Annotated in this window: 16 protein-coding genes; 13 read left to right on the forward strand and 3 right to left on the reverse strand. The window is 72.3% G+C overall.

From position 1 onward, the window contains the following. The coding region (locus tag KME75_RS32310; RefSeq protein ID WP_219418734.1) for an FAD-dependent monooxygenase at positions 1 to 415 on the reverse strand (415 nt) is incomplete at its 3' end. A gap of 72 nt (positions 416 to 487) precedes the next feature. On the opposite strand from KME75_RS32310, the gene KME75_RS32315 reads away from it, so the two are divergent. After that, complete coding sequence (locus KME75_RS32315; protein ID WP_219418735.1) at positions 488 to 1,027, forward strand: methylated-DNA--[protein]-cysteine S-methyltransferase; 540 nt, start codon at positions 488 to 490, stop codon at positions 1,025 to 1,027. On the opposite strand, the gene KME75_RS32320 is transcribed toward KME75_RS32315, so the two are convergent. Both KME75_RS32320 and KME75_RS46250 read right to left on the reverse strand, forming a co-directional pair. Beyond that, entirely contained in the window at positions 1,024 to 1,281 is a 258-nt protein-coding gene (locus KME75_RS32320; protein WP_219418736.1) for a hypothetical protein, read from the reverse strand. The genes KME75_RS32315 and KME75_RS32320 overlap by 4 nt on opposite strands. Before the next feature lie 6 nt (positions 1,282 to 1,287). Further along, complete coding sequence (locus KME75_RS46250) at positions 1,288 to 1,971, reverse strand: DUF4037 domain-containing protein (RefSeq protein ID WP_219418737.1); 684 nt, start codon at positions 1,969 to 1,971, stop codon at positions 1,288 to 1,290. 73 nt (positions 1,972 to 2,044) lie between these two features. On the opposite strand from KME75_RS46250, the gene KME75_RS32330 reads away from it, so the two are divergent. From KME75_RS32330 to KME75_RS32385, 12 genes are all read left to right on the forward strand, one after another. Further along, entirely contained in the window at positions 2,045 to 3,277 is a 1,233-nt protein-coding gene (locus KME75_RS32330; protein WP_219418738.1) for a cytochrome P450, read from the forward strand. Between the two features lie 108 nt (positions 3,278 to 3,385). After that, the gene (locus KME75_RS32335) at positions 3,386 to 3,802 is read left to right on the forward strand and encodes a hypothetical protein (protein WP_308283285.1); all 417 of its coding nucleotides are present in this window, start codon (positions 3,386 to 3,388) and stop codon (positions 3,800 to 3,802) included. Between the two features lie 4 nt (positions 3,803 to 3,806). Then, positions 3,807 to 4,682, forward strand: coding sequence for an Fpg/Nei family DNA glycosylase (locus KME75_RS32340; protein ID WP_219418740.1), 876 nt, complete (start codon positions 3,807 to 3,809; stop codon positions 4,680 to 4,682). Between the two features lie 5 nt (positions 4,683 to 4,687). Next, positions 4,688 to 5,893 carry a sensor histidine kinase gene (locus KME75_RS32345; RefSeq protein ID WP_219418741.1) on the forward strand — a complete coding sequence of 402 codons (1,206 nt, stop codon included), beginning with the start codon at positions 4,688 to 4,690 and terminating at the stop codon, positions 5,891 to 5,893. Between the two features lie 289 nt (positions 5,894 to 6,182). Next, a complete protein-coding gene (locus KME75_RS32350) occupies positions 6,183 to 7,064 on the forward strand; it encodes a S49 family peptidase (protein ID WP_219418742.1) in 882 nt (293 codons plus the stop codon). A 135-nt stretch (positions 7,065 to 7,199) separates the two neighbouring features. Continuing rightward, entirely contained in the window at positions 7,200 to 8,072 is an 873-nt protein-coding gene (locus KME75_RS32355; protein WP_219418743.1) for a LytR/AlgR family response regulator transcription factor, read from the forward strand. Then, positions 8,069 to 9,382, forward strand: coding sequence for a hypothetical protein (locus tag KME75_RS32360; protein ID WP_219418744.1), 1,314 nt, complete (start codon positions 8,069 to 8,071; stop codon positions 9,380 to 9,382). The genes KME75_RS32355 and KME75_RS32360 overlap by 4 nt, the downstream gene beginning before the upstream one ends. A 20-nt stretch (positions 9,383 to 9,402) precedes the next feature. Further along, positions 9,403 to 11,136: a sodium/solute symporter gene (locus tag KME75_RS32365; RefSeq protein WP_219418745.1), complete on the forward strand. Its 1,734-nt coding sequence runs from the start codon at positions 9,403 to 9,405 to the stop codon at positions 11,134 to 11,136. Between the two features lie 120 nt (positions 11,137 to 11,256). Then, positions 11,257 to 12,975 (forward strand): sodium/solute symporter, encoded by a 1,719-nt coding sequence (locus tag KME75_RS32370; RefSeq protein WP_246633274.1) that lies wholly within the window; start codon positions 11,257 to 11,259, stop codon positions 12,973 to 12,975. A gap of 273 nt (positions 12,976 to 13,248) precedes the next feature. Further along, complete coding sequence (locus KME75_RS32375; protein ID WP_219418747.1) at positions 13,249 to 13,581, forward strand: DUF485 domain-containing protein; 333 nt, start codon at positions 13,249 to 13,251, stop codon at positions 13,579 to 13,581. Then, positions 13,578 to 15,242, forward strand: coding sequence for a monocarboxylic acid transporter (locus tag KME75_RS32380; protein ID WP_219418748.1), 1,665 nt, complete (start codon positions 13,578 to 13,580; stop codon positions 15,240 to 15,242). The genes KME75_RS32375 and KME75_RS32380 overlap by 4 nt, the downstream gene beginning before the upstream one ends. Before the next feature lie 414 nt (positions 15,243 to 15,656). Further along, the coding region (locus KME75_RS32385; protein WP_219418749.1) for a hypothetical protein at positions 15,657 to 15,848 on the forward strand (192 nt) is incomplete at its 3' end.

Genomic DNA, 15,848 nt, shown 5'->3' on the forward strand with positions numbered 1-15,848 from the left:
CCGGCCCCGCACGCCGCCGCCCGCCGCGGTGACCTCGGTGACCGCGCGGCCCCACTCGACCGCGGCGCCGAGGTCCTGCAGCCGCCGCCGCAGCTCGGCCTCGACCTCCGCCTGCGATACGAGCAGCCCGGGACGGCGGACGAGCGGGGTGGGCCGCCCGACTTCGAGCCCGCCGAGCTCGCGCCCGCCGACGTGCACGGCGATCCGGTGGATCGGGAGGCTCCGCGCGGGCAGGTCGCCGAGCGCGCCGAGCCGGTCCAGGACCTCGACGCCGCGGGCCGAGGGCGCGGGACGTGGCGGACGGGCCCGCCGCGGCGTCGACGACCCGGACGGGTACGCCGTGGGCGAGCAGGCCGCACGCGAGCGCGAGGCCGGTCGGCCCTGCACCGACCACGAGGACGGATGAACCGGACATGCGAACCTTCAAATGTTAGTCAGTAACACATGTTAGCGACTAACAGTTGGGCTCGCACGCCACACTGTGCGGATGGCTCTCGCCTGCACCGTGCTCCCGGCGCCCCGTCCGATCGGCGCGCTCACCGTCGGCGTCACCGCCGACGGACTCGCCCTCGTGGCCTTCGGGAACGCTCCGGAGGCGGCCCGGCGCGCCGCCGACCGGCTCGGCGAGCCGCTCGTGGAGGACAGCGCCGGCACCGCCGCCGCCGTCGAGCAGCTCGGCGCGTACCTGACCGGGGCCCGCCGGACGTTCGACCTGCCCCTGGACTGGCGCCTCACCGCGGGCTCGCAGCGGCGGGTGCTGCAGACGCTGTTCGAGACCGTCCCGTTCGGCGCCGGCGTGACCTACGGCCGGCTGGCGGCCCGCAGCGGACTGGGCGGGGCGCACACCGCGGCCAGGGGAGTGGGCTCGATCATGGGCTCCAACCCGCTGCCGGTCGTGGTGCCCTGCCACCGGGTGCTGGCCGCCGACGGGCTCGGTGGCTTCGGCGGCGGCCGGGCGGTGAAGGAGTGGCTGCTGGCGCACGAGGGCCTGCTCACCCCCGCCCTGGACCTCTGGGCGGACGACTAACGGGCGCCGGACACGGCGTACAGGCCGGCCAGCCTGCGGTACTGCCGGGGCGCCGACAGCACGTCGGCGGTGTCCACGACCTGGTCGATCGCGCCGACGAGGGGCAGCGCCCGCAGCACCGGGTCGGTGACGCCCTCCAGGCACGCCTCGGTGAACCGGTCCGCCATCAGGACCCGCGCCGGGCGCCGGTGGTAGTCGCCCACGGCCGGGTCGACCGGCGCAGTGAGGCCGGCGTCGTTGTGCCGCCGGGCCACGGCCGCCTAGGCGTCGGCCAGCGCCGACTCGCGGTCCCGGACGTCGCGGGCGTGCACCGCGCGGGCCAGGTGCCCGGGTAGGTCGTCGGGGTGGCCGCTGCGGGCGAAGGTCGTCCCCAGCCACTTCTGGTACGGCGCATAGTGGCGCCCGAGCAGCAGCGCGAGGCGCATGACGTCGCGGACGAGGCGGCCCGCCGTCAACTGGTCGGGGTACCAGGCCAGGCTCCGGCGGACCGCGGCGAGCCGCCCGGCCGGGTCGGCGTGGACGGCCCCGGCCACCACGCCGAGCAGCCGTTGCTGTGGCGTGACCAGCCAGTCGAGGACGGTCATGCCGTCCGTGGGGTCGATGCCGAGCTGCTCGAGCAGCCAGCCGCGCAATGTCGTCACCGTGACGTGATGGTTGGCCGCGACATCGTCCCAGCCGAGCCGCACGCGGTGGCCGCGGAACCGGTCAGGGAGCCGTTCGTCCAGGTCGGCGAGGACCTGAGCTGCCGCGTCGTCGTCGGACACGAACACCAGCAGCCGCGGGCCCCAGCCGTGGTCGGTGGACCGCTCGGTGTCGTAGCCGAGCACGTCCGAGTCCCAGCCCAGCAGCGCGGCCTCGTGCGGCCGGCTGCCGAGGACCGGGCGCACCACCTCGGCGTAGAAGGCAGCGGACAGCTGTCGAGCGGGGACGAACTGCTCCGGCACCGGCGGGACGCTAGTGCCGTCCTGATCCGGCCTCACCCCGTTTCTCGACGGCCCGCGCCAGGGACGGTAGGCAATGCGCGTGGTTGACGTCTTCGATCCCCGCACCTTCGGCCGCGGCGTGCCCCACGACGACCTGCGCCTGCTGCGCGACTCCGATCCGGTCAGCCGGCAGGACGAGCCCGAGGTGGGCATCTGGCCCGCCGGGCCGGGGTTCTGGGCCGTCACCCGCTACGCCGACGTTCGGCACGTGCTGCGCTCGCCTGCCGACTTCTCGTCCTCGCTCGGCGCCACCCAGATTCGCGACCCCGACCCGGCGGACCTCCCGTTCATCCGCCGGATGATCCTCAACATGGACCCTCCCGAGCAGGTACGGCTGCGCACGCTCGTGACCGGTGCGTTCACCCGCCGGAGACTGGAACGTTTCGCCGGGGAGATCCGCGGGCGCGCGGCCACGCTGCTGCGCGCGGCCGCCGCGCAGGGGCACTGCGACCTGCCCCGCGACGTCACCGACGACCTCCCACTGCAGAACCTCGCCGACCTGCTCGGCGTTCCGGCGGCCGACCGCGCGCTGCTGCTGGAGTGGACGAACCGGGTGATCGGCTACCAGGACCCGGAGCACGGACAGGTGGTCACCGACGCCGAGGGCCGACCGGTGAACCCGCGCTCGCCCGCGATGCTCGCCGACATGTTCGGCTACGCCGAGGAGCTGGCCGAGCGCAAGCGCCGGGAGCCCGCCGACGACGTCATGACCGCGCTGGTCCAGGCCGAGGTCGACGGCGAGCGGCTCACCGACGCCGAGCTGAAGATGTTCTTCTTCCTGCTGGTCATCGCCGGCAACGACACCGTGCGCAGCGCACTGCCCGGCGGCGTGCTCGCGCTGGTGCAGAACCCGGACGCGTACCGGCGGCTGCGGGCCGATCCCGCGTTGCTGCCGTCGGCGATCGAGGAGATGCTGCGGGTGCACCCGCCCGTGCTGACGTTCCGGCGGACCGCGGCCCGCGACGTCGAGCTCGCGGGCAGGCGGATCGCCGAGGGCGACAAGGTCGTCGTCTACCACGTGTCGGCCCACTACGACGAGCGGAAGTTCCCCGACCCGTTCCGCTTCGACGTCACCCGAGAGCCCAACGACCATCTCGCCTTCGGCCAGGGCCCGCACCTGTGCCTCGGGGCGGCCTTCGCCCGGCTGCAGATGCGGGAGTTCTTCACCGAGTTCCTGCGGCTCCCGCCGGTCGAGCTCGACGACGAGCCTCGGCGGCTGGTCTCGAACTTCATCAACGGCATCACCCGGCTGCCCCTGAGCTGGTGACGACGGCGTGCGGATCGTCCACGGGGGGTGCCGGATGTGGGAAAGTGGAGCGACCACGGTCCCGACTCACCACGGCGGGGATGAATGGCATCGAAGACGGTCGTCGGTGTGGACGGACGCACCTGGTCGGTGCGCCGCAACATCGAGTGGTCCCCACCGGCCACGGGTGACGACTTCGAGCACGACGTCGACGGTGGCCGCGGCGCCGCGGTGTTCGTGCTCTCCGCCCTCTTCGTCTTCTGGGTGATCCTCTTCGTCTGGAAGCCCGCGCAGGTGCACATCCCGGACTTCCTCTGGGTGGTCGCCCTGCTCGTCGTGCTCTTCTTCCCGGTCCGCTGGTACCTGCGACGGCCGTGGACCGTCGTCGCCGAGACCGCGGGCAGCTACGACCTGCCCGCCGAGCGGTGGACCGGGATGGTGCGCGGCGGGTCGAAGGCCAAGGAAGAGCTGCGCATCGTCGTGCGCAGGCTCCGCACCCAGGGCACCCCTGGCCACGCCGACAGCCCCCTCCAACCGGTGAACTAGGTCGATGCCCGAGCTCCCCGAGGTCGAGGCGCTGGCCCACCACCTGCGCGAGCACGCCGTATACCGGCCGGTCGCGCGGGTCGACGTCGCCGGGATGAGCGTCGTCAAGACCTTCGATCCGCCGGTGTCCGCGCTCGTCGGGCGGGTCGTCACCGGGGCCGCGCGCCACGGCAAGTTCCTCGCCGTCGAGTTCGCCGACCGGCCCGACGAGCCGCTGCACCTCATCACGCACCTCTCCCGCGCGGGCTGGCTGCGCTGGCACGACACCGCCGCCGCGGCCCCGCCCAAGCCGGGCCGTGGGCCGCTCGCGCTCCGGGTGCACCTCGACGCCGTCGGCGGGCCCGGCTTCGACCTCACCGAGGCCGGCACGCAGAAGCGCCTGTCGGTGTACCTCGTGCGCGACCCGCAGGAGGTGCCCGGCATCGCCCGGCTCGGGCCCGACGCGCTGGCGCTGTCACGCGACGAGTTCGCGGAGCTGCTCGCCGGCCGCACCGAGCGGATCAAGACGCTGCTCGTCGAGCAGCAGGTGCTGGCGGGCGTCGGCAACGCCTACAGCGACGAGATCCTGCACATCGCCCGGCTCTCGCCGTACGCGGCGGCGGGGCGGCTCAAACCCGAACAGGTCGACGACCTGTACGCCGCGCTGCGGTCCGTCCTCACCGACGCCGTCGAGCGGTCCGTCGGGCAGGGCGCGGCACAGCTGAAGGGCGAGAAGCGGTCGGGGCTGCGCGTGCACGCCCGCACCGGGCTCCCCTGCCCGGTCTGCGGCGACACCGTGCGGGAGGTGTCGTTCGCGAGCAAGTCGTTCCAGTACTGTCCCGGCTGCCAGACCGGCGGCAAGCCCCTCGCCGACCGGAGGCTTTCCCGTCTGGTGAGGTAGGTGTCGTGTCGGACGTGCTCGGTTCCTCGACGGCGCTGCTCGTCGCCGCCGGAGTCATCGTCGCGATGATCGTGCTCGTCGTGGTGCTCATCCTGCGCAACCGGCGCAACACGTTCGCCACGCCGCTCGAACGCGCCACGTTCGCCACCCTGCACACGGTGGCGCTGGCCGCGCCGTCGCTGCGCGAGGGGCTCTCGCGCAACTCGGCGTCGTTCGCGCTGCCCTACCTCCGGCAGCTGCTCGACACCTGCGCACTGGCGATGACCGACAACCGCGGCAACACGCTGGCCTGGGACGGCGAGTCCGACCAGCACGAGCCCGACGTCCGGCAGCTCGCCGACCAGGTGATCTCCACCGGCCGCCAGCAGGTGCTCTCGCACACCGCGATCACCTGCGATCGGCCCGACTGCGTGGTGCGCGGGATCGTCGTCGTCCCGCTGGAGACCGAGGGTGCGATCGTCGGCACGCTCGCCGCGCTCACCACCTCGACGGCAGGCCCGGTACTGCTGCGGGCCACCGCCGAGGTCGCCCGCTACGTGTCCAGCCAGCTGGAGCTCGCCGAGCTGGACGAGTCGCGCGCGCGGCTCAACCGGGCCGAGGTGCGCGCGCTGCGGGCGCAGATCTCGCCGCACTTCGTCTACAACGCGCTCACCACGATCGCGTCGTTCATCCGTACCGACCCGGTGCGGGCGCGCGAGCTGCTCATCGAGTTCGCCGACTTCACGCGCTACTCGTTCCGCACCGCGGGCGAGTACACGACGCTGCAGGACGAGCTGAACAACATCGAGCGGTACGTGCGGCTGGAGAAGGCGCGCTTCGGCAACCGGCTCAACATCAAGCTGCAGATCGCGCCCGAGGTGCTGTCGGTGGTGCTGCCGTTCCTCGCGCTGCAGCCGCTCGTCGAGAACGCCGTGCGGCACGGGCTGGCCAGCAAGCCCAACGGCGGCACGATCACCATCACGGCCGAGAACGCCGGCGCCGAGTGCGTGATCATCGTGGAGGACGACGGCATCGGGATGGACCCGGCCCGGCTCACCGACGACCTCGACGACGCCCACCAGTCCGGCGCGCACGTCGGCCTCGGCAACGTCGACGACCGCATGCGCTCCACGTTCGGCGACGACTTCGGCCTGATCGTCGACACCGCCCCCGGCGCCGGCATGAAGATCACCCTGCGCGTCCCGAAGTTCCGGGCGGGCATCCGAGCCTGACCAGCGCACTCGCGTGCCCAATTCGGGCGACTCACCTGCCCAGTTCGGGCGACTCACCTGCCTAGTTCGGGCGACTCACCTGTTCAGTTCGGGCGACTCGCCGGCAGCATCCGCGAGTCGCCCGTTCCTGACAGGTGAGTCGCCCGTTCCCGACGCGTGAGTCGCCCGTTCCCGACGCGCGAGTCGCCCGTTTCCGACGCGCGAGTCGCCCGCTTCTGACGCCCGGCTCGCGCTGATCGCCGGGCTCGCGGGTCCGGCCTCGACGGGCCGGTCCGCGTAGCGTGGCGGCATGGAAACGCTCCGCATCCCCGACCGGCTCGCGGCCCGTCTCCCGGGCAAACTCGGCGAGCGCAGCGACCGTCCGGTGGTCTCCATGGTCCGGCTGCACGGAGTGATCACCGCGACCACCGGTCCGGTGCCCCGTTCGGTGATCAACGCGGCCGCGCTCGAGAAGACGCTCGGACGGGCCTTCGCGTCGGAGCGGCTGGCCGCGGTCGCGCTGCAGATCAACTCGCCCGGGGGGTCGCCCACGCAGTCGGCGCTGGTGGCCGACCGGATCCGCGGGCTCGCGGCGGAGAAGAACGTCCCCGTACTGGCCTTCTGCGAGGACGTCGCGGCGTCGGGCGGGTACTGGTTGGCGTGTGCGGCCGACGAGATCTACGCCCATCCCACGTCGCTCGTCGGGTCGATCGGCGTGATCAGCGCGGGCTTCGGCCTGGACGGGCTGATCGAGCGGTTCGGGGTGCAGCGCAGGCTCTACACCGCGGGCGAGTCCAAGTCCCGGCTCGACCCGTTCCTGCCGGAGAAGGCCGAGGACGTCGACTGGCTGCGCGACCTGCAGGAACAGCTCCACGAGATGTTCCGGCAGTGGGTCACCGACCGCCGCGGCGAGCGCCTGAAGAGCACCGACGGCCTGTTCACCGGCGAGGTGTGGACCGGGGTGCGGGCCGTCGAGCTCGGCCTGGTCGACGGGTTGGGCACCGCGCGGGGCGTCCTCGCCGAGCGCTTCCCCGACGCCGAGCTGGTGCCGATGGAGGGCCGCAAGCCACTGCTCGCCCGGCTCGGGTTGGCCGGCGCACCCGCAGCGGGTGGCGTGATCAGCATCGACGCGTTGCTGGGGGTGGCCCAGGCGGCCGAGATCCGGGCGACGTGGGCGAGGTACGGTTTGTAGCGGGCTGTGATCGGGCGAATCCGATTGGTGCTGTCCTCTGGCACTCACACGGATTCACCGTCACCATGGTCGACGGAGCCAGGGCTTGATCGTCCCGGCCCGGCGCGAGCCCCGGACACGCAGGATGAGGAGATCGTGGACAGCAACGACAGCTCCGGAGGCCTGGTCGTCCTCGCGGTGGACGACGAGGAGCCGGCTCTCGAAGAACTGGCCTACCTGCTGAGCGAGGACTCCCGGGTCGGGATCGTGCTGAAGGCGTCCAACGCGACGGACGCGCTGCGCGTGCTCAACGGCAGGCAGGGGGTCCGGGAGGCGGCCACCGCGGGGCAACCCGCGCGTGGGATCACCAACGCGGCCACCGGCACACGCGTCGCCGAGCGCACGGATGTCGAGGTCGTGTTCCTCGACATCCGGATGCCGGGGCTGGACGGCCTGGAGCTCGCGAGGGTGTTCTCGTCGATGGCGGTGCCGCCGTCGGTGGTGTTCGTCACCGCCCACGACGACCGCGCCGTCGACGCGTACGAGGTCGGCGCCGTGGACTACCTCCTCAAACCACTGCGGGCGGAGCGCCTGGCCGCTTCCATCGACCGCATCCTGGCCAACCGGGCGGCGGGCGTCACCGAGCCCGTGCGCGAGGAGGGCAGCGAGGACGAGGTCATCCCGGTCGAGCTCGCCGGCACCACCAAGCTGGTGCCCCGCTCGGCCGTCCGGTACGTGGAGGCCCAGGGCGACTACGCGCGCCTGCACACCCACGAGGGCAGTCACCTCGTGCGCATCCCGCTGTCGGTCCTCGAGGACCGCTGGCGCGACGCCGGGTTCGTGCGGATCCACCGGTCGTTCCTGGTGTCGCTGCCGCTGGTCACCGAGCTGCGGCTGTCCGGATCGGGATACGTCGTGCGGGTCGGCACCGGCCCCGACTGCGCGGAGCTGCCCGTCAGCCGCCGCCACACCCGTGAGCTGAAGGACCGCCTGGTCCGCGCGACGAAACAGGCGTGGAGTCAGCGATGACCACCTTCACCGACGGCGTTTCGCCGTCGGTGACCCCCGAGCCGGAGGACGGCCCGGGGCGCCGCGGCGAGGGCGCCGAGCACTGCGAGTCCGAGGAGCAGGAGCAGGAGCAGGGCGGGGCCCGCAACGGGGAGCAGGGCACCGACACCGGCTCGGCATGGCTGCGCGAGGAGATCCAGCGTCGGATCGCGAGCGGCCGGTCGGGCTCCGGTGGGCGGCACGCCCGGCGCGAGGCCGTCGACTCGGCAGGCTCCATGGGCTACGTGCCCCGGCATTCCGTCGCCACTCCCGGCCCGGGCGCGCCCGCACCGGGGCCCGTCGGCGGGTCGCCGCAGTCGCCCCTGCAGTCGCAGCCCAGCGAGCTGCTCCGCCGCGAGCGTGACGCGGTGGGCGGCCCGAGCCGGCCGGTCGCCTGGTCGCGGCCGCCGCGCCCGGCCGAGCACGGCCCGGCCCCCGACGTCCCGGCGGATGGGCAGCGCCCCCCGGCCGGCCCGCCGTCCACCCCGGCGATCCGGCGGCCGGCACCCCGCCCCGATCCGGCTCGGTCCGACGGCGCTGCGCCCACGGCCGCCCCGGGGGCCTCCCCGACGGAGGCGACCGCACCCGCTCCGGCCGTGCGCCCGTCACCTGGCCCGGCGCCCGTCTCGACGCCCCCTGCCGAAGCTCCTCCCGCCGTCCCACCCGCGACCGGCACCACCCCGCCGCCGGGTCCGGTCCACCGCCCGTCTGCCGCTCCCGCCCGGACCGGCCCGCCGCAGGCCGCGCGGCCGCCGCGGTCCGCCGGGCCGCTGTCCGGCGACCCGCTCTTCACGGCCGCCACGCCGTCGTCCTCAGGCCGGCCGCACGAGCCGCTGGTCACCACCTCGCCGCCCGGCACCGTGGACGTCCCGGAGCAGCGGGCACCGGCCGATCCCGTGGCCGCGCCCGGCCAGGAGGGCGCCGACGCCGATCCGCGGAACCAGCGGGTGCGCGTCGTGCTCGCCGAGCGCAAGGGCGTGGCCCGCCCGGTCCGCACCGTGGTCGACATCCAGGAGGGCACGGGCGTCGGGGAGCTCCTCCGCAGCAACCTCATCGGATCGCAGCTCGCCGTCGCCCTGCGGTTCGCCGTGGGCGCGGGCCTCACCCTCGGGCTGCTCCCGGTGATGTTCGCGATGTTCCCCGAGATCGGTCGCGTCGAAGTGCTCGGGATCCGCCTGCCGTGGCTCCTGCTCGGCGTGCTCGTCTACCCGTTCCTGTTCGGCCTCGGTCTGTGGCACACCCGCACCGCCGAGCGCGTCGAGCAGAGCTTCGCCGACCACGTGCAGGACTAGAGGCCGGGGGCCGCGGCGAGTTGACCACGCCTGCGCTCGTCGCGCTGATCGCCATCGCACTCGTCGGCGTCGCGTCGGCCGTGATCGGTTCCTACGGCGTCCGGATGGCGCGCAGCACGTCCGACTTCCTGGTCGCGTCGCGCACGGTCCGGCCCATCGCGAACGCGAGCGCCATCTCCGGCGAGTACCTGTCGGCCGCTTCGTTCCTCGGCATCGCCGGGCTGATCCTGCGCGACGGCGCGGACGCGCTCTGGTATCCGGTCGCGTTCGTGGCGGGCTACCTCGCGCTCGTGCTGTTCGTGGCCGCGCCGCTGCGTCGCTCCGGCGCGTACACGGTGCCCGACTTCGCCGAGGCGCGGCTGGGATCGATCGCGCTGCGCCGGGTGTGCACCGTCGTCGTGCTGGTGATCGGATGGTTGTACCTGTTGCCGCAGCTGCAGGGTGCGGGGCTCGCGCTCACGACGCTCACCTCGTTGCCGGCCTGGAGCGGCGTCGTGGCATCGGGCGTGATCGTGGTGCTGACCGTCATCGGCGGGGGGATGCGCTCGATCACGTTCGTGCAGGCGTTCCAGTACTGGCTCAAGCTCACCGCGATGGCGGTGCCCGCCTTCGTCGTGCTCGGGCTGTTCCTGTCCGACGCGAGGACGTTCGACCGGCCCGCACCTCCGCTGTTCCCGGCCGACACGACGGTCGACGTGCGCACGGACGTGCTGCTGGAGGTCGAGGCCACCGTCCGGTTGGAGGCGACGGGGGAGGTCGACGGCACGCGGCTGGAGGACCGGCAGGTGACGTGGCTGCCGGGCAGGCACGAGGTGGCCGCCGAGAGCACCCTGACGTTCGCCGCCGGAACGCCCGTACCGACCGTGGCGGGGTCGCCGACCACCGACGGCGACTGGCTCGAGCCGATGGCGGGCGACGCGAGCGACCAGCTTCTCGAGATCTATTCCATCCTCGTCGCCGGGTTCCTGGGCACGATGGGTCTGCCGCACGTGCTCGTGCGCTTCTACACGAACCCGGACGGGCGAGCCGCGCGCCGCACCATCGTGATCGTCCTGGCGATGATCGGGTCGTTCTACCTGCTGGTGACGCTCGTCGGGGCGTTCGCCCGGCTGTACACGCCCCAGTTGCTGGTGAGCGGGCAGACCGACGCGGCCGTCCTGTTGGTGCCCACCGCGGCGCTCGGGCAGGGCTGGGCGGGGTGGTTGCTCGGTGGGCTCGTCGCGGCCGGGGCGGCCGCCGCGTTCCTGTCCACGTCGTCGGGGCTGGTGGTGAGCCTGGCCGGGGTGCTGTTCACCGACGTGCTGCGGGGGCGCTGGAACGACTTCCGACTCGCTGTCCTGCTGTCCGCCGTCGTGCCGCTCGCCCTCGCGCTGTCGGTGACGCGGCTGGACTTCGCGCTGACCGTGCCGCTGGTGTTCGCGGTGGCCGCGTCGACGTTCTGCCCGCTGCTCGTGCTCGGGATCTGGTGGCGCGGGCTGACGGCGCGAGGCGCGATCGCCGGCGTGCTGGTGGGCGGCGGACTGTCCGGCGTGGCCGTCGGGATCACGATGTTCGCGGTGCTGCCCCCCGGCTGGCTCGGGGTGCTGCTGTACCGGCCGGCCGCGGTCACCGTGCCTGCCGCCTTCCTCACGATGGTCGTGGTGAGCAGGCTGACCCGGTCCGACGTCCCGCCGGACGTCGACGTCGCGCTGCTGCGCCTGCACGCGCCCGAACGCCTCGGGCTCAGCTCCGATCGGCTCGGCCGCCGTGCGTGACGCCGCCCTCCGTGACGCCGCCCCCCGTGACGGGGTCCTCCGTTCGGGCAGGCGGTCGCGAGGCCGCCGCCTTGGAATAGTGGTCCCGTGACGACGGCCGGTCTCATCGCGCTCGTGGCCATGGGCCTCGTGGCCCTGGCGTCGGCCGTCATCGGATCGCTCGGCGTACGGGTGGCCCGCAGCACGTCGGACTTCTTCGTGGCCTCCCGCACCGTGGGCGCCGGCGCCAACGCCGGCGCGATCTCGGGCGAGTACCTGTCTGCGGCGTCGTTCCTGGGGATCGCCGGCCTGATCCTGCGCGACGGGGTGGACGCGCTCTGGTACCCGGTGGGGTTCACGGCCGGTTACCTGGCGCTCGTGTTGTTCGTGTCGGCGCCGCTGCGCCGGTCCGGCGCCTACACGGTGCCCGACTTCGCCGAGGCCCGCCTGCGCTCCGGTGCGCTGCGCAAGGTCTGCACCGTCTTCGTGATCATCATCGGGTGGCTCTACCTGCTGCCCCAGCTGCAGGGCGCCGGGCTCACCGTCACCACGGTCACCGGCCTGCCCTCCTGGGTCGGGGTGCTGGTGGCGGCCGTCGTCGTCGTGGCCACCGTGGCGCTCGGTGGGATGCGGTCGATCACGTTCGTGCAGGCGTTCCAGTACTGGCTCAAGCTCACCGCGCTCGCGCTGCCCGCGATCATCGCGCTGATCTTCTTCCTGAGCGACGAGCGCAGCTTCGACCGGCCGGCACCGCCGCAGTTCCCCGACCGCACCACCGTCGACATCCGCACCGACGTGCTCCTCCAGGTGGAGCTCCCGGTCACCTTCACCGCCACCGGCGAGGTCGACGGCGTGCAGCGCGACGACTCCACGGTGCACTGGGAGGCGGGCACCCACCGGGTCGCCGCGGGAGCGGAGCTCGTGTTCCCGAGCGGAGCGGCCGTGCCGGTCGTCGCCGGCGCCCCGGCCACCGACGCCGGCTGGCTGACCCCGTTCCCGGACGGGCGCGAGCACACGTTGCTCGGCACCTACTCGCTGATCATCGCGCTGTTCCTCGGCACGATGGGGCTGCCGCACGTCCTGGTGCGCTTCTACACCAACCCCGACGGGCGCGCGGCGCGCCGCACCGCCGTCCTCGTGCTGGCCCTGCTCGGCGGGTTCTACATCGTCGTCACGCTGCTCGGGGCGCTGTCGCGGCTGTACACCCCGCAGCTGCTGGTGAACGGCAACACCGACGCCGCGGTCCTGCTGCTGCCGTCGGCGGTGCTGGGCAGCGGCTGGGCGGGGGCCCTGCTCGGCGGGCTGGTCGCGGCAGGTGCGTGGGCCGCGTTCCTGTCCACGTCGTCCGGTCTGGTCGTCAGCATCGCGGGGGTGCTCTCCACCGACATCCTCGGCAGCAGCCGCGTCCGGGACTTCCGGCTGGCCGCGGTGATCGCCGGGGCGATGCCGCTGGCGCTGTCGCTCACCGTCACCCGGCTCGACTTCTCCGAGGCCGTCGCACTCGTCTTCGCCGTCGCGGCATCGACGTTCTGCCCGCTGCTGGTGCTCGGTGTGTGGTGGCGCGGCCTGACCGACCGCGGGGCGATCTCCGGGGTGCTCGTGGGCGGGATCGCCTCGGCGGGCGCGGTGGCCGTGAGCCTGGCCGGCCTCGGAGGAACAGGCTGGGCGGGCGTGCTGCTCTACCGGCCGGCGATCGTCACCGTGCCAGCCGCGTTCCTCACCATGATCGTCGTGAGCCGCCTAACGGCGAAGCGGCGGCCCGTCGACGTCGACCAGGTGCTGCTCCGGCTGCATGCCCCAGAGCGCCTGGGGCTGAGCCGGGATCGGCTCGAGGAACGCGCCAACCGGCCCATGACGTGAGAGGCGACGACGCCGGGCCGGCCGTGCACGATCAGGTGAGGGGCCGGTCACGGAATGGCCACGGTCCGCCGCTCGTCGACCGTTCGTCGACCACTCGTCCTGTCCTCGGGGCCGCTGAACGGGGTTTCGTCGCGACGCTCCGACGACGCCCGCCATCACCCGAGTGGAGTATTCCGAGCCGAGAGTGTGACTCAACTATCGTTCGCCCCGTTGTACCCCGGAGCGCACGGTGAGGACGCGGTGCGCGAACGGTAACGGAACGGAGAGGACGCCGTGAGCTCTACAGGCGAGCGATCTACAGGCACCGTTTACGAGCAAGTGCAAGCCAGCCCGGAGTTCGCCGACCTGCGGGCCAGGTTGCGCCGGTTCGTCTTCCCGATGAGCGCGGCGTTCCTCGTCTGGTACCTGGCCTACGTGCTGCTGGCCTCGTACGCGCCGGCGTTCATGGCGATCAAGGTGCTGGGCAACATCAACGTCGGGCTCGTCATCGGCCTGCTGCAGTTCGTGACGACGTTCGTGATCACCACCGTGTACGTGCGGTACGCGAACAAGCATCTCGACCCGGCCGCCGAGAAGCTCCGCGAGCGGATCGAGGGTGCAGCATGACGGTTCTCGCCCAGGCCCCGGCGTCGGAGGGCGTCGGCAGCCCCTTCCTCAACATCAGCATCTTCGCCGCGTTCGTCGTGGTGACGCTGGTGGTGGTGTTCCGCGCGAGCCGGAACAACAAGACCGCGTCGGACTACTACGCGGCGGGGCGGTCGTTCACCGGGCCGCAGAACGGTGTGGCGATCGCGGGGGACTACCTGTCGGCGGCGTCGTTCCTCGGGATCACGGGTGCGATCGCGGTGAACGGCTACGACGGGTTCCTGTACTCGATCGGGTTCCTGGTGGCGTGGCTGGTGGCGTTGCTGCTGGTGGCGGAGCTGCTGCGGAACACGGGCAAGTTCACGATGGGGGACGTGCTGGCGTTCCGGATGCGGCAGCGTCCGGTGCGGGCTGCGGCGGCGACGTCGACGTTGGTGGTGTCGTTCTTCTACCTGCTGGCGCAGATGGCCGGTGCCGGCGCGCTGGTGGCGCTGCTGCTGCAGATCCCCAACAGCAACACCCTGGGCCAGGGCATCGTGATCGCCATCGTCGGCATCCTGATGATCGTCTACGTGCTCGTGGGCGGGATGAAGGGCACCACCTGGGTGCAGATCATCAAGGCGACGCTGCTGATGATCGGCGCCGCCGTCATCACCGTGTGGGTGCTGGGCAAGTTCGGGTTCAACCTCTCCGCCCTGCTCGGCACCGCGGTCGAGGCGAACCCCTCGCTGACGTCGTCGGCCGGGGTCACGAAGGAGCTGGGTGACAACCTGCTCAACCCGGGCCTCGCCTACGGGGCCAGCAACCTTGCGAAGATCGACTTCCTGTCACTCGGCCTGGCGCTGGTGCTCGGCACCGCGGGGTTGCCGCACATCCTGATGCGCTTCTACACCGTGCCGACGTCCAAGGAGGCCCGTCGCTCCGTGGTGTGGGCGATCTGGCTGATCGGGATCTTCTACCTGTTCTCGCTGGTCCTGGGCTACGGCGCCGCGGCGATCGTCCCGGGTGGTGCGCAGCGCATCGCCACAGCTCCCGGTGGTACGAACTCGGCGGCCCCGCTGCTCGCGTTCGAGCTGGGCGGCGAGATCCTGCTGGGCATCATCTCCGCGATCGCGTTCGCCACGATCCTCGCGGTGGTGGCCGGGCTGACGATCACGGCGTCGGCGTCCTTCGCCCACGACGTGTACGCCAACGTCATCAAGCGGGGTGAGACGAAGCCCGACGCCGAGGTGCGCGTGGCCCGCCTCACCGCGGTGATCATCGGCGTCGTCGCCATCGCCGCGGGCATCCTCGCCCGCAACCAGAACATCGCGTTCCTGGTGGCGCTGGCCTTCGCGGTGGCGGCGTCGGCGAACCTGCCGACAATCCTCTACTCGCTGTTCTGGAAGAAGTTCAACACCACCGGCGCGCTCTGGAGCATCTACGGCGGTCTGGCGTCGTGCGTGCTGCTGATCATCTTCTCGCCCGCGGTGTCCGGCGGGGCCAGCTCGATGATCAAGGGTGTGGACTTCTCCATCTTCCCGCTGGCCAACCCCGGCCTGGTGTCCATCCCGCTGTCGTTCGTGCTCGGCATCATCGGCACGTACGTCGGGGGCAGGCGGCCCATCGAGGAGGGCAAGTTCGCCGAGATGGAGGTCCGCTCGCTCACCGGTGCCGGCTCGGAGAAGGCGGTCAGCCACTAGCCGCTCGAGCACCGAGGAAGCCCGACCGACGCCGGGGCGCTGTGAGGCAGCGCCCCGGCGTCGTCGTACGGGCGGTCCGTCCCACCGGCAAGCCGGCGGGCTCGGGAGCCGACCGGGAGCAGCTGCGCCTCGCAGATGCAGCGCCTCCGCCCACCGCCGGACCGATTGCACCTGCGCTGACCTGCGGAGGCCCGGAAAGGGGACCCCCGGTTCACACCCCTGTGAGGGGCCCGTGTAACTTTCTCTTCGTCGCCACGGCGGGCAGCACGACAGACCGGGACGGGATCCTCCGGCCCAGAGTCAGCCCGCGGATCGAGGCGGCCGCCCCAGAAGGCCGCACCGCAAGGTGTAGCCTCCTGGGAGTGGGCCTGGCAGGGCTTGACCCCGCGAACAGGACCATGTACGGTAGGAGAGTTGCCGGTCGACGGTAACCTTCTTGGAACGAGCAGACAAAGCCCCGGATACGGCTTCGCGGCTGTGGATGGTGTGCGGGTGTCTTTTGAGAACTCAACAGTGTGTCGAGCTTTATCACGAACGTGGTTTTATGCCAGTTTGTATTTTGCCGAGCCCCGTCTCGGCATTTTGTTGGGCCAGTTTTTGTTGGAG

Source organism: Pseudonocardia nigra, assembly GCF_019396355.1.
GTDB lineage: Bacteria > Actinomycetota > Actinomycetes > Mycobacteriales > Pseudonocardiaceae > Pseudonocardia > Pseudonocardia nigra.